The 11,517-nt window shown below is 71.1% G+C and carries 14 protein-coding genes; 7 read left to right on the top strand and 7 right to left on the bottom strand.

The features are described 5' to 3' along the window. Positions 1-64: 64 nt before the first annotated feature. The 6 genes from tyrS to IG94_RS0136170 all read right to left on the bottom strand — a co-directional run bounded on the left by tyrS (position 65) and on the right by IG94_RS0136170 (position 5,702). On the bottom strand, positions 65-1,336 hold the full coding sequence (gene tyrS / locus IG94_RS0136195) for a tyrosine--tRNA ligase (protein WP_031047666.1): 1,272 nt from the start codon (positions 1,334-1,336) through the stop codon (positions 65-67). A gap of 84 nt (positions 1,337-1,420) precedes the next feature. Beyond that, the gene (locus IG94_RS0136190; protein ID WP_031047663.1) at positions 1,421-2,818 is read right to left on the bottom strand and encodes a metallopeptidase TldD-related protein; all 1,398 of its coding nucleotides are present in this window, start codon (positions 2,816-2,818) and stop codon (positions 1,421-1,423) included. After that, positions 2,815-4,338, bottom strand: coding sequence for a TldD/PmbA family protein (locus tag IG94_RS0136185; protein ID WP_031047660.1), 1,524 nt, complete (start codon positions 4,336-4,338; stop codon positions 2,815-2,817). Before IG94_RS0136185 ends, IG94_RS0136190 begins: the two co-directional genes overlap by 4 nt. A gap of 76 nt (positions 4,339-4,414) precedes the next feature. Next, positions 4,415-4,615 (bottom strand): DUF397 domain-containing protein, encoded by a 201-nt coding sequence (locus IG94_RS0136180; RefSeq protein ID WP_031047657.1) that lies wholly within the window; start codon positions 4,613-4,615, stop codon positions 4,415-4,417. Positions 4,616-4,659: 44 nt separating this feature from the next. After that, positions 4,660-4,860 carry a DUF397 domain-containing protein gene (locus IG94_RS0136175; protein WP_031047655.1) on the bottom strand — a complete coding sequence of 67 codons (201 nt, stop codon included), beginning with the start codon at positions 4,858-4,860 and terminating at the stop codon, positions 4,660-4,662. Next, positions 4,857-5,702, bottom strand: a complete 846-nt coding sequence (locus tag IG94_RS0136170; protein WP_031047652.1) for a helix-turn-helix domain-containing protein — start codon at positions 5,700-5,702, stop codon at positions 4,857-4,859. Before IG94_RS0136170 ends, IG94_RS0136175 begins: the two co-directional genes overlap by 4 nt. Positions 5,703-5,869: 167 nt before the next feature. On the opposite strand from IG94_RS0136170, the gene IG94_RS0136165 reads away from it, so the two are divergent. The 3 genes from IG94_RS0136165 (at position 5,870) to fabI (ending at position 8,063) form a co-directional block, all read left to right on the top strand. Next, the gene (locus IG94_RS0136165; RefSeq protein ID WP_211269716.1) at positions 5,870-6,409 is read left to right on the top strand and encodes an ATP-binding protein; all 540 of its coding nucleotides are present in this window, start codon (positions 5,870-5,872) and stop codon (positions 6,407-6,409) included. Positions 6,410-6,585: 176 nt separating this feature from the next. Then, positions 6,586-7,290 carry a 3-oxoacyl-[acyl-carrier-protein] reductase gene (gene fabG, locus IG94_RS0136160; protein ID WP_031047646.1) on the top strand — a complete coding sequence of 235 codons (705 nt, stop codon included), beginning with the start codon at positions 6,586-6,588 and terminating at the stop codon, positions 7,288-7,290. A 5-nt stretch (positions 7,291-7,295) separates the two neighbouring features. After that, positions 7,296-8,063: an enoyl-ACP reductase FabI gene (gene fabI, locus IG94_RS0136155; RefSeq protein WP_031047643.1), complete on the top strand. Its 768-nt coding sequence runs from the start codon at positions 7,296-7,298 to the stop codon at positions 8,061-8,063. A gap of 97 nt (positions 8,064-8,160) precedes the next feature. Here the strand turns inward: fabI and IG94_RS0136150 are convergent, their stop codons facing one another. Next, complete coding sequence (locus tag IG94_RS0136150; protein ID WP_031047640.1) at positions 8,161-8,838, bottom strand: FadR/GntR family transcriptional regulator; 678 nt, start codon at positions 8,836-8,838, stop codon at positions 8,161-8,163. Between the two features lie 172 nt (positions 8,839-9,010). Between IG94_RS0136150 and IG94_RS0136145 the strand changes: the two genes are divergently transcribed. From IG94_RS0136145 to IG94_RS0136130, 4 genes are all read left to right on the top strand, one after another. Then, the gene (locus IG94_RS0136145; RefSeq protein ID WP_052411029.1) at positions 9,011-10,270 is read left to right on the top strand and encodes a CynX/NimT family MFS transporter; all 1,260 of its coding nucleotides are present in this window, start codon (positions 9,011-9,013) and stop codon (positions 10,268-10,270) included. Positions 10,271-10,356: 86 nt separating this feature from the next. After that, positions 10,357-10,473: an SGM_5486 family transporter-associated protein gene (locus IG94_RS44145; RefSeq protein ID WP_107060805.1), complete on the top strand. Its 117-nt coding sequence runs from the start codon at positions 10,357-10,359 to the stop codon at positions 10,471-10,473. Positions 10,474-10,673: 200 nt separating this feature from the next. Further along, entirely contained in the window at positions 10,674-10,898 is a 225-nt protein-coding gene (locus IG94_RS0136135) for a hypothetical protein (protein WP_031047632.1), read from the top strand. Between the two features lie 93 nt (positions 10,899-10,991). Next, positions 10,992-11,510 (top strand): SixA phosphatase family protein, encoded by a 519-nt coding sequence (locus tag IG94_RS0136130; RefSeq protein WP_031047628.1) that lies wholly within the window; start codon positions 10,992-10,994, stop codon positions 11,508-11,510. Positions 11,511-11,517 lie beyond the last annotated feature (7 nt).

Genomic DNA, 11,517 nt, shown 5'->3' with positions numbered 1-11,517 from the left:
GCTTCCGGGAACCAGTCGGTTCCCGGAAGCCGCCCCCGCCGCACATCTCCCTGCCGCCCGGCCCTCAGGCCCCGGCGGCGACCTCCACCGCGGCCAGGTTCTTCTTGCCGCGGCGCAGCACCAGCCAGCGGCCGTGCAGCAGGTCCTCCCTGGCGGGGACGGCGTCCTCGGCGGCGACCTTGACGTTGTTCACGTAGGCGCCGCCCTCCTTCACCGTGCGCCGCGCGGCGGACTTGCTGGCCACCAGGCCGACCTCGGCGAGCAGGTCCACGACCGGGGCGGGCTCGGCGACCTTCGCGTGCGGCAGCTCGGAGAGAGCCGCGGCCAGCGTCCGCTCGTCCAGCTCCGTCAGGTCGCCCTGCCCGAACAGGGCCCGGGACGCGGCGATCACGGCGGCCGTCTGGTCGGCGCCGTGCACCAGCGTCGTCAGCTCCTCCGCGAGCGCGCGCTGCGCCGCCCTGGCCTGCGGACGCTCCTCGGTCTGCCGCTCCAGCTCCTCCAGCTCCTCGCGGGAGCGGAAGGACAGGATGCGCATGTACGTCGAGATGTCCCGGTCGTCCACGTTCAGCCAGAACTGGTAGAACGCGTACGGTGTCGTCATCTCCGGGTCGAGCCAGACGGCGCCGCCCTCGGTCTTGCCGAACTTGGTGCCGTCCGCCTTGGTCATCAGCGGCGTCGCGTAGGCGTGCACACCCGCGTCCGGCTCCAACCGGTGCAGCAGGTCGAGCCCCGCCGTCAGGTTGCCCCACTGGTCGCTGCCGCCCTGCTGCATCGTGCAGCCGTAGCGGCGGTAGAGCTGGAGGAAGTCCATCGCCTGCAGCAGCTGGTAGCTGAACTCCGTGTAGCTGATGCCCTCGGAGGACTCCAGTCGCCGGGCCACGGAGTCCTTGGTCAGCATCTTGTTGACCCGGAAGTGCTTGCCGATGTCCCGCAGGAACTCGATCGCCGACAGGCCCTCGGTCCAGTCGAGGTTGTTGACCATCACCGCGGCGTTCTCGCCCTCGAAGGTCAGGAACGGCTCGATCTGCCCCCGCAGCCGCTGCACCCAGCCGGCGACGGTCTCCGGGGAGTTCAGCGTGCGCTCCGCGGTCGGGCGCGGGTCGCCGATCTGCCCCGTGGCCCCGCCGACCAGCGCCAGCGGCCGGTGCCCGGCCTGCTGGAGCCGGCGCACGGTGAGCACCTGCACCAGGTGCCCCACGTGCAGGGACGGCGCGGTCGGGTCGAAACCGCAATAGAACGTGACGGGACCGTCCGCGAGCGCCTTGCGCAATGCGTCTTCGTCGGTGGACTGGGCGAACAGCCCGCGCCACTTCAGCTCGTCGACGATGTCCGTCACGGTTCTCGTGTCTCCTTGATGATCTTCGGCCGGTGGATGATCTCCGGCCGGTCGGCCGACGGCCGGTGGTGAACGCCTACGAGGTTATACGCCCTGACTGACAGAGCTCATATTGAAATCGGGGACCCGCAGCGCGGGCATCGCGGCCTTGGTGAACCAGTCGCCCCACTCCCTGGGCAGCGTCTTCTCCGTGCGCCCGGCCTCCGTGGCCCGCCCCAGCAGACCCACCGGCGACTCGTTGAACCGGAAGTTGTTCACCTCGCCGACGACCTCGCCGTGCTCGACGAGGTAGACGCCGTCCCGGGTCAGCCCGGTCAGCAGCAGCGTCGCCGGGTCCACCTCGCGGATGTACCAGAGGCAGGTCAGCAGCAGCCCCCGCTCGGTGGCGGCGACCATGTCCTCCAGCGAGCGGCCGGGGTCGCCCCCGTCCAGGACGAGGTTGCCGATCGCCGGGGCCACCGGCAGGCCGGTCAGCCCGGCGCCGTGCCGGGTGGTCGTCAGCCGGTGCAGCTCCCCGGCCCGGATCCAGTCCGTCGCCGCCACCGGCAGCCCGTTGTCGAACACCGACTGGTCGCCGCCCGAGGAGTGCGCGACCACGAACGGCGCGCTCTCCAGACCCGGCTCGTGCGGATCACTGCGCAGGGTCAGCGGCAGCGCGCCGAGCCGCTCGCCGACCCGGGTGCCGCCGCCCGGCTCGGAGAACACCGTGCGCCCCTCGACCGCGTCCCGCCCGGAGGCCGACCAGTACTGGTAGATCAGCAGGTCCGCGACCGCGGTCGGCGGCAGCAGGGTCTCGTACCGCCCCGCAGGCAGCTCCACCCGCCGCTCGGCCCAGCCCAGCCGTACGGCCAGGTCGGCGTCGAGAGCCGCCGGGTCGACGTCCTTGAAGTCCCGTGTGGCGCGCCCCGCCCAGGCCGACCGGGTCCGGTCCGGCGACTTGGCGTTCAGCTCCAGCGTCCCGTTGGGCTGGTCGTGCCGCAGCCTGAGCCCCGTCGACGTGCCCACGTACGTCGACGTCATCTCGTGGTTGGCGAACCCGTACAGCTCCCGGCCGCCCGCACGCGCGCGTGCGAACGCCTCTCCGAGGGCGGGCGCGAAGTCGGCGAACACGGCCGACGACGTCTCGGCCGGCGCGTCGGTGAAGTCCGGCGACGCGGGCACGCCCGCAACGAGCGGCTGCGCGTCCTCGGCCGGACCGGCGCCGCGCGCGGCGGCCTCGGCGGCCCGCACCAGGGGCTCCAGCTCGTCCAGGGTCACGGCCGACCGCGACACCACGCCGGACGCCGTGCCCTCGCGCCCGTCGACCGTGGCGACCACCGTCAGCGTGCGCCCGCGCGTGACGCCGTTGGTGGTGAGCGCGTTGCCCGCCCAGCGCAGGTTGGCGGTCGACTCCTCGTCGGCGATCACGACGCACCCGTCCGCCCGGGACAGCTCCAGCGCCCGCTCGACGACCTCGTGCGGCTTGTTGCTGCGGACGCTCATCGACCGGCCTCCTGCGTCGTGTTCAGAATGTTGACGCCCTTGAAGAGGGCGGAGGGGCAGCCGTGCGAGACGGCCGCGACCTGACCGGGCTGGGCCTTGCCGCAGTTGAAGGCGCCGCCCAGGACGTACGTCTGCGGCCCGCCGACCGCCGCCATCGACCCCCAGAAGTCGGTCGTCGTCGCCTGGTACGCCACGTCCCGCAGCTGCCCCGCGAGCCGCCCGTTCTCGATCCGGAAGAACCGCTGACCGGTGAACTGGAAGTTGTACCGCTGCATGTCGATGCTCCACGACCGGTCCCCGACCACGTAGATCCCGCGGTCGACACCACCGATCAGATCCTCGGTGGCCAGCCCGCCCGGATCCGGCCGCAGCGACACGTTGGCCATGCGCTGCACCGGCACGTGGGCGGGGGAGTCGGCGTAGGCGCACCCGTTGGACCGCTCGAAGCCGGTGAGCCGCGCGATCCGCCGGTCCAGCTGGTACCCCACCAGCCTGCCGTCCTTCACCAGGTCCCAGGACTGGCCCGCGACGCCCTCGTCGTCGTAGCCGATCGTCGCCAGCCCGTGCTCGGCGGTGCGGTCGCCGGTGACGTTCATCAGCTCGGAGCCGTAGCGCAACGTGCCGAGCTGGTCGAAGGTGGCGAAGGAGGTGCCGGCGTACGCGGCCTCGTACCCGAGCGCACGGTCCAGCTCGGTAGCGTGCCCGATGGACTCGTGGATGGTCAGCCACAGGTTCGACGGGTCGACGACCAGGTCGTACAGCCCCGCCTCGACGCTGGGCGCCCGCATCTTCTCCGCCAGCAGCCCGGGCATCTCGGCCAGCTCGGCGTCCCAGTCCCAGCCGGTCCCGGTCAGGTACTCCCACCCGCGCCCGACCGGGGGCGCGAGGGTACGCATGGAGTCGAACTCGCCGCTGGAGTCGTCCACCGACACGGCGGTGAGCACGGGGTGCAGCCGTACCCGCTGCTGCGTGGTCGACGTCCCGGTGGTGTCGGCGTAGAACTTGTTCTCGTGCACGGTGAGCAGCGAGGCGTCCACGTGATCGACCCCGTCGGCCGCCAGCAGCCGCGCGCTCCAGTCGGCCAGCAGCGCCGACTTCTCCGCGTCGGGCACGGTGAAGGGATCGATCCCGTACGCCGACACCCAGGTCTTGTCGGCGTGCACGGGCTCGTCCGCGAGCTCCACCCTCTCGTCCGACCCGGCCGCCTTGATCACCTGCGCCGACAGCTTCGCCATCGCCACCGCCTGCGAGGCGACCCTGGCCGCGGCGTCCAGGGTCAGGTCCACGCCGGACGCGAAGCCCCACGTACCGCCGTGCACCACCCGTACCGCGTACCCGAGGTCGGTGGTGTCCGACGACCCGGCGGGCCGGGCGTCCCGCAGCCGCAAGGAGGCGCTGCGCACCCGTTCGAGCCGGAAGTCGGCGTGCTCGGCCCCGAGGGCACGCGCGCGGGCGAGGGCGGCGTCGGCGAGGGGGCGCAGGGGGAGTGCCGTGAAGGACTGATCGAGGTCATGGGGCACGGGGAGATCCCTTCAAACGCGGGCGGGCACGAGAACAACTCCCGTGCCCGCCCGCCGGTGTGATGTACGGCCGAACTTAGCCGCCCGCGGGTGCGCCTGCCGCGAGCGCCGTGAACGCGGTCCACGCCGTGGGGGTGACGGCGAGGGGCCGAATGCGCTTGTCCTTCGAGTCGCGGACGTGAATCGCCTCGGGGCACAGGGCGACCTCGACGCAGTTGTCTCCGTCCCCGCCGCTGTAGCTGCTCTTGAACCAGCTCAGTTGATCAGTGGCGCTCATAGTGCTCCTCGCCCGTATCCGCTCAGGTCGTGTGCGATGAGGACTCAGCCGTCCAGCGACGCCTCGGCCGCGTGTGTTGCGAATGCGGTCCACGCGGACGGCGTGACGGCGAGAGGCCGGATGCGCGTGTCCTTGGAGTCGCGGACGTGCACTGTCCCGGTGCGCAGGGCGACCTCGACGCAGTTGTCGTTCTCGCTGCCGCTGTAGCTGCTCTTGAACCAGCTCAGCTCGTGGTCGGTAGTCATAGCGCTGCTCCCATCTCTTCCAGCAGCGTCACGGTAGCCCGACAGTCCAGGGCTTGGGAACGCAGCTTGCCATAGCGCTGGAGCAGGACACTCACGTCCTTGGGCGCTGAGATCAGGCTGCTTGAGCGCTGGCCTTCGGTGTAGCCGAGCCACTGGTGAGCAGTTGACTCCGCGAGATACATCTGACCGTCGATGCCGCAGTGGTCCTCCTGCACGGTGGCCATGATCTGGATCTCGACATTGCGCCGCGCGCCCATCTCAAGAAGATGATCGATGACTTGCCTGGTGACAGCGCGGCCTCCCATACGCCGCGCTACGACGCCTTGCTCGATAACGAAGCTGAACGCGGTGTTCTGGTTGGCGGAGACCAGTTGCTGTCGCTCCAGCCGAGACGCGACCTCGCGTTCGATCTGTTCCTCGGAGGCGGGCGGCAGCCGTCGGTCGAAGATCGCCCGGATGTATGCCTCAGGCTGCAACAGCCCCGGAATCGCTCGGCACTCGTACGCGTACAGGGAGATCGCGTCTTCTTCGATCTCGGCCCACTGCCGAAACCAGGAAGCCAGTACCGCCCTCCTCGTCAGGCTCTTCGCCGCCGCGCTGAGGACCTTGACCGCGACCGGGCCCAGCACCTCCGCCGCCCGCGTGGGCAGGTCCCCCGGAGGGAACCGCTTCCCCTGTTCGATCTTGGCGACGTAGGCCGCCGAGTACTGCACCCGCAGCGCGAACTCCTCCTGCGTCAGGCGGGATTCCTCGCGCAGGGCCTTGAGAACCGCGCCGAAGGTCTTGAGACTGTCGGAGAGTTCCGCTTCCGTACCGTTCGCGTTGCCGCTGTCCGCCTTCATCGCCGCGTACCTCCCGTGCCCGCCTTTTCACGCCTCGCCCAACGACGCCCGACCCACCCAGAGTCACGGAGTGTTACCCACCCAGTCCAGAGTGTGCACCGATACAGCGGCGTGTGTATGGGCATCGTCCCTGTTGGGGGTCGGGGACGGATCGGAACGCTGGGCGCATGTCAGCGCCACGGGCCCGAGAGGCCGTAACCGTAAGTGTGTTCGCGCAGCGCTTCTCCGCCACGCGCAGGGGCGCCCGCCTCGCCCGCAGACTCGCCACGCACCAGCTCGCCCTGTGGCAGCTGCCCTACGACAGCCCGGCCTCCGACACGATCACGCTCGTCGTCTCCGAACTCGCCGCCAACGCGGCCCTCCACGGCTGCGTCCCCGGGCGCGACTTCGAGCTGCGGCTCGTGTACGACCGCTCCGCGGGGCTCGTCCGCGTGGAGGTGTCCGACACGCACCCGGAACTCCCGGCGCCGACGGCCCGGCCCGCCGCGGACGACGAGGGCGGGCGGGGCCTGCTCCTCGTGGCGGCGGTCGCCGACCGCTGGGGCGTGGAGAGGCGAACGGGACCGGGCAAGACGGTGTGGGCCGAGTGCACGGTCGTGAAGCCAGTCACGGTCGCCGACCGGCCCGGCATGCCGCACTGCCAGGTGGTCGAGGGCGTCGATCCGCCGGCACTGCTGCTCGCCGAGCGCGAAGACGACCGGCGCTGATCAACGGACAGGGCGTCTTCTGTAGGGACCCGACAGACAGCTTCGTAAGCCACTGTGGGTGCCCGAGTCTCTGCGGACGGTCGGGGACCGATAGGTTTTCGAGGAAGCCGCCTGCCGTCGACGCCCACCGTACGGGTGCTCCGGCGGGTTACGACCGCTAGGGAAAGGGTGATCCGTTGAGCCGCTCGGTTCTCGTCACCGGAGGAAACCGGGGCATCGGCCTCGCCATCGCCCGCGCCTTCGCCGACGCCGGCGACAACGTCGCGATCACGTACCGCTCGGGTGAGCCGCCGGAGGGCTTCCTGGCCGTCAAGTGCGACATCACCGACACCGAGCAGGTGGAGCAGGCCTACAAGGAGGTCGAGGAGGCGCACGGCCCCGTCGAGGTCCTGATCGCCAACGCCGGCATCAACAAGGACCAGCTCCTGATGCGGATGTCGGAGGAGGACTTCACGTCCGTCGTCGAGACCAACCTCACCGGCACCTTCCGCGTCGTCAAGCGCGCCAACCGCGGCATGCTGCGCGCCAAGAAGGGCCGCGTCGTCCTCATCTCCTCCGTGGTCGGGCTCCTCGGCTCCGCGGGCCAGGCGAACTACGCCGCCTCCAAGGCCGCGATGGTCGGCTTCGCGCGCTCCCTCGCCCGTGAGCTGGGCTCGCGCAACCTCACCTTCAACGTCGTCGCGCCCGGCTTCGTCGACACCGACATGACCAGGGAACTGAGCGAGGAGCAGCAGGCCAAGATCCTCGCGCAGGTGCCGCTCGGCCGGTTGGCGCGGTCGGAGGAGATCGCCGCGACGGTGCGGTTCCTCGCGTCGGACGACGCCTCGTACATCACTGGAGCCGTCATCCCCGTAGACGGCGGACTGGGAATGGGTCACTGATCACCATGAGCGGAATCCTCGAGGGCAAGCGCGTCCTGATCACCGGTGTGCTGATGGAGTCCTCCATCGCCTTCCACGCCGCCAAGCTGGCCCAGGAGCAGGGCGCCGAGATCATCCTGACGGCGTTCCCGCGGCCCACCCTGACCGAGCGCATCGCGAAGAAGCTGCCGAAGCCCACCAAGGTCATCGAGCTGGACGTGACCAACGACGAGCACCTCGGGCGGCTCGCCGACGTGGTCGGCGAGGAGCTGGGCGGCCTCGACGGCGTCGTGCACTCCATCGGCTTCGCGCCGCAGGACGCCCTCGGCGGCAACTTCCTGAACACGCCGTTCGAGTCGGTCGCCACCGCCATGCACGTCTCCGCGTACTCCCTGAAATCGCTGACGATGGCCTGCCTGCCGCTGATGCAGAACGGCGGCTCGGTCGTCGGTCTGACCTTCGACGCGCAGTACGCCTGGCCGCAGTACGACTGGATGGGCCCGGCCAAGGCCGCGCTGGAGGCCACCAGCCGGTACATGGCCCGTGACCTCGGCAAGCAGAAGATCCGCTGCAACCTGGTCTCGGCGGGCCCGATCGGCTCCATGGCCGCCAAGTCCATCCCGGGCTTCGCGGACCTCGCCTCCGTGTGGGACAGCCGCTCCCCGCTGGAGTGGGACCTGAAGGACCCGGACCCGGCCGGCCGCGGCATCGTGGCGCTGCTGAGCGACTGGTTCCCCAAGACCACGGGCGAGATCATCCACGTCGACGGCGGTCTGCACGCGATCGGCGCCTGAGCGCCGGACGACGAGCCCCATGGGCCCGCATCCCTGAGGGGGTGCGGGCCCCCGGCGTGTCTCTCCGGCGTGTCTCCCGTCCCGGGCGTGTCCCGGCTCAGCCGACCGGGCCGGGGCGGCACAGGAACGGGTAGTCCGCGGCCTCCCGACGCGCCGTCTCGGCGTCCCCCGCGCGGATCGCGTCCACCAGCCGGGTGTGGTCCATGTGCGCGTCGGGCGTCAGCTCACTGCCGACGTCCCCGCGCAGCCAGTCCCGCATCACCTCGTCCAGGTCCGCGTACATCGCGGTCATCGCGTCGTTGTGCGAGGCGGCCACGACGGCCAGGTGGAAGTTCGCGTCCGCCGTCACGAACGCCTCCGTGTCGCCCGTCTCGAAGGCCTCCTCACGGCGCACCAGCAGCGCGTCGAGCTGCTTGAGGTCCTTCTCCGTGCGCCGCTCGGCGGCGAGCCGGGCGGCGGCCGACTCCAGCGTGGAGCGCAGCTCCGCGATGTGCCGGGGGTCGGTGTCCGCGAAACGGCGCTGCATCACGCCCGCCAGCTCGCTCGTCGCCACGACGTACGTGCCCGAGCCCTGGCGGATGTCCAGCAGGCCGTTGTGGGCCAGCGCGCGGACCGCCTCCCGCACCGTGTTCCGGGCGACACCGAGCTGCTCGACCAGCTCGGGCTCGGTCGGGATGCGGGTGCCGACCGGCCACTCGCCCGAGGCGACCTGCTGCCGCAGCGCCGCGATGACCTGCTCGGACAACGCTGAACGGCGGGGATGGCTCAGTGGCATGGCTCACCTTCGGAGGGGAGTGGAGCGAGTGGACAAGCAATCATCCCATGATTCTATGATGGGTCTCATGCCTAGTGAGGAAACCCGGACGGAGACCCGTACGGACAAGACGGAGACCCTGACCGTGACGGGGACGCGCGCGGAGCCCGGCCAAGCGGCGTCCACGCCGTCCATGTCGTCCACGTCGTTCCCCCGCGCGTGGACGACGTGGACCACCCGCCTGCTCATGCTCGGGATCGTGCTCGCCGCGTTCAACCTGCGCCCCGCCATCACCAGCCTGGGCGCCCTCCTGGAGGAGGTACGCGACGGGCTGGGCATGAGCGGCAGCGTCGCCGGACTCCTCACCTCCGTGCCCCCGCTCTGCTTCGCCGTCTTCGGGGTCATGGCGCCCCGGCTGGCCCGCCGATTCGGACCCGGCGCGGTGGTCTGGGCCGGCATGGTCGCCATCACCGCGGGCCTGCTCATACGCCCGTACGCCGGCGGCACGGCCGGGTTCCTGGCCGCCACCGCCCTCGCGCTGATGGGCATCGCGGTCAGCAACGTCCTGATGCCGGTCATCGTCAAGCGGTACTTCCCCGACCGGGTCGGCTCCATGACCGGCCTGTACTCGATGGCCCTCGCCTTCGGCACCTCCATCGCCGCCGCGGCGACCGTGCCCGTGACGAACGCGCTGGGCGGCGGCTGGCAGCCCGGCCTCGCGGTGTGGGCCACCCTGGGCGTGGCGGCCGTCCTGGCGTGGATCCCGTTCGTACGGCACCGGGAAGCCCCCCAGTCGGCGCCGGCGCCGGAACGGACCGCGGACGCCCCGGGCGGCCGGGGAGCCGGGCCGGCCCCCGAGCAGCCCCCGCTGCGCATCACCCGCAGCCGCACGGCCTGGGCGCTGGCCGTCTTCTTCGGGCTCCAGGCCACCGCCGCCTACATCACGATGGGGTGGATGGCCCAGATCTTCCGGGACTCGGGCGTCTCGGCCGGCACCGCCGGACTGCTGCTCGCCGTCATCATGGTGATGGGCGTACCGCTCGCCTTCGTCATCCCGCGCGTCGCCACCCGGCTGCCCCATCAGGGCCCGATCGTGCTGGTCCTCGGCCTGTGCGGGCTCGCCGGATACGCCGGTCTGTACTTCGCCCCGGTCGGCGGCGCCTGGGCCTGGGCCCTGCTGCTCGGCATCTCCAACTGCGCCTTCCCGCTCGCGCTGACCATGGTCGGCATGCGGGCCAGGACCGGCGCGGGCGTCGCCCAGCTGTCCGCCTTCGCGCAGAGCACCGGCTACCTGATCTCCATCCCGGGCCCGCTCCTGGTGGGCGTGCTCTACCAGCACAGCGGCGGGTGGGGACTGCCGATCACGCTGATGTGCGCCCTGATGGTGCCGCAGATCGTGGTGGGCGTCCTGGCGGGACGCGACCGCACGGTGGAGGACGAGGCGGGCCGCTGACCCGGACCGGGAGACCACCTGGCCCGGAGCGGGAGGCCGCCCGGCCCGCCGCACCCGGTCACGGAGGCGGATGCGAGACTTGCCGCATGCCAGTCCTCGACCCGAACCCGAAGCACGGCCAGAAGAAGATGCTGATCGTCTTCGGCTCCTTCCTCGCGATCTTCGTGATCATCGGCATCATCGCGACGATGGCCTCCCCGTGAGCCTTGCTTCTGCCCCCGCCCCTGCCTCCGCTCCCGGGCGGTGGGGTTAACCCCCCGTCCCCTAGGGGGCAAGGGTCAGGGTCAAGTGGGTGGGACTCCGGATGGGTCGGGGCCCGCGGATTCCGTAACTTCGAGATGTGCCCGGGGCAGGCGGCCCGCGGAGCACGGACGACGGAGTTCGAGGACCAGCGGAGGCACTCATGGCGGTCACCACCCACACTCCGCCTCCCCGGGCGCCGGGGGCGGACAGGACGACCGGAAGCGGCACCGAGACGCGGCTGCCCTGGTGGGCCCTGGCCCTTCCCGTCCCCGCCTTCATGACCCTGCTCCTGCTGATACTCAACCCGGCCGACGCACAGGCGGCCGCGGAGCAGCCCGGGATCGTCCACCTTCTGGAGTGGCTGCAGCAGCTGATCCTGCGCTGAGGCCGTACCCCCGGCCCCGGAAGCGCTCGCGGCGGTGAATCCGCATGTCAACTCCCTGCGCCCCATGGCCTGTTTCATGCGAAGCTGGATGCCATGAGCGTCGCAGAACCCCGCAGGATTGTCCTTTTCCGGCATGCGAAAGCCGACTGGCCACAGGTGACCGACCACGAGCGGCCGCTCGCCGATCGGGGCCGCAAGGACGCCGCAGAGGCCGGGCGCCGGCTGGCGGACACCGGCGTCCCCTTCGACCAGGCCCTGTGCTCCACGTCGGCCCGGACCCGCGAGACCTGGAAGCTCGCCGTCCAGGAGTTCCCGCACCGGCCGAAAACCGTCTACGAGGAGCGGATCTACGAGGCCTCGCCCGGTGAGCTGATCGCCGTGCTCAACGAAACCCCGGACGACCTGCGAAACGTGCTGGTGATCGGCCACAACCCGGGCATGGAGGGGCTCGCCGAGATCCTGGCCGGCTCGGCGGAGGACGAGGCCCGCGAGCGGATGACCGGCCGGGGCTTCCCGACCGCCGCCTTCGCCGTCCTGACCTTCACGGGGGACTGGAAGGACGTGGAGCCCGGCCGGGCCTCGCTCGTCGACTACTGGGCGCCGACCGACTGATCACGAC

The sequence above is a fragment of the Streptomyces olivaceus genome (genome assembly GCF_000721235.1).
Lineage (GTDB): Bacteria > Actinomycetota > Actinomycetes > Streptomycetales > Streptomycetaceae > Streptomyces > Streptomyces olivaceus.
Note: the sequence above shows the minus strand (reverse complement) of the source record. Positions and strands in the feature narration are given on the sequence as shown.

What these genes read in the sequence shown, in the direction of transcription:
- IG94_RS0136190 (WP_031047663.1), bottom strand. Translation starts at nt 2,818, where the DNA reads ATGAGCGTCCGCAGCAACAAGCCGCACGAGGTCGTCGAGCGGGCGCTG.
- IG94_RS0136180 (WP_031047657.1), bottom strand. Translation starts at nt 4,615, where the DNA reads ATGAGCGCCACTGATCAACTGAGCTGGTTCAAGAGCAGCTACAGCGGC.
- IG94_RS0136175 (WP_031047655.1), bottom strand. Translation starts at nt 4,860, where the DNA reads ATGACTACCGACCACGAGCTGAGCTGGTTCAAGAGCAGCTACAGCGGC.
- IG94_RS0136170 (WP_031047652.1), bottom strand. Translation starts at nt 5,702, where the DNA reads ATGAAGGCGGACAGCGGCAACGCGAACGGTACGGAAGCGGAACTCTCC.
- IG94_RS0136165 (WP_211269716.1), top strand. Translation starts at nt 5,870, where the DNA reads ATGTCAGCGCCACGGGCCCGAGAGGCCGTAACCGTAAGTGTGTTCGCG.
- fabI (WP_031047643.1), top strand. Translation starts at nt 7,296, where the DNA reads ATGAGCGGAATCCTCGAGGGCAAGCGCGTCCTGATCACCGGTGTGCTG.
- IG94_RS0136150 (WP_031047640.1), bottom strand. Translation starts at nt 8,838, where the DNA reads ATGCCACTGAGCCATCCCCGCCGTTCAGCGTTGTCCGAGCAGGTCATC.
- IG94_RS0136145 (WP_052411029.1), top strand. Translation starts at nt 9,011, where the DNA reads ATGTCGTCCACGTCGTTCCCCCGCGCGTGGACGACGTGGACCACCCGC.
- IG94_RS44145 (WP_107060805.1), top strand. Translation starts at nt 10,357, where the DNA reads ATGCCAGTCCTCGACCCGAACCCGAAGCACGGCCAGAAGAAGATGCTG.
- IG94_RS0136135 (WP_031047632.1), top strand. Translation starts at nt 10,674, where the DNA reads ATGGCGGTCACCACCCACACTCCGCCTCCCCGGGCGCCGGGGGCGGAC.
- IG94_RS0136130 (WP_031047628.1), top strand. Translation starts at nt 10,992, where the DNA reads ATGAGCGTCGCAGAACCCCGCAGGATTGTCCTTTTCCGGCATGCGAAA.